Raw genomic sequence first — 427 nt, forward strand, 5'->3', positions numbered from 1 at the left:
GTGCCAGCCGCCCAGGTTGCGGCCTGCTCGATCCGAAGAAAACTCACGCGGCATAGCGTAGGCGGCCCAGGCGAGTGAGCTATGTCGCATCCGCCCGATGCAGCGTGTCGACCGTGATCGTGCCGCGGGCGCGCGAGACGCAGGCGCAGATCTTTCGGTTTTCGCGCTTCTGGTGATCGCTGAAAAAAACGTCGCGATGGTCGATCTCGCCGTCGAAGGCGACGACGTCGATGGCGCAAACGCCGCACTCGCCCCGGCGACAATCGCTCATCCTCGTGGCCGGCCTCGTTGAGCACCTCGAGCAGCGAGCGGTCGCGCGGGATCTCGATCTCGGTGCCTTCGTCCTTGAGCCGCACCCGAAACGCTTGGGTCGGCAGCAGGCCGCTCGAGCCGAAAGTCTCGTAACGGAAGTCATCGAGCGCACGGC

General features: G+C 65.6%; 1 pseudogene. It reads right to left on the minus strand.

Features of this window, described 5'->3' with window-relative positions:
• Positions 1 to 79 precede the first annotated feature (79 nt).
• Positions 80 to 427: pseudogene (locus I6F36_RS38970) on the minus strand (2Fe-2S iron-sulfur cluster-binding protein); the annotation flags it as partial.

This window comes from Bradyrhizobium sp. BRP19, assembly GCF_020194195.1.
Lineage (GTDB): Bacteria > Pseudomonadota > Alphaproteobacteria > Rhizobiales > Xanthobacteraceae > Bradyrhizobium > Bradyrhizobium yuanmingense.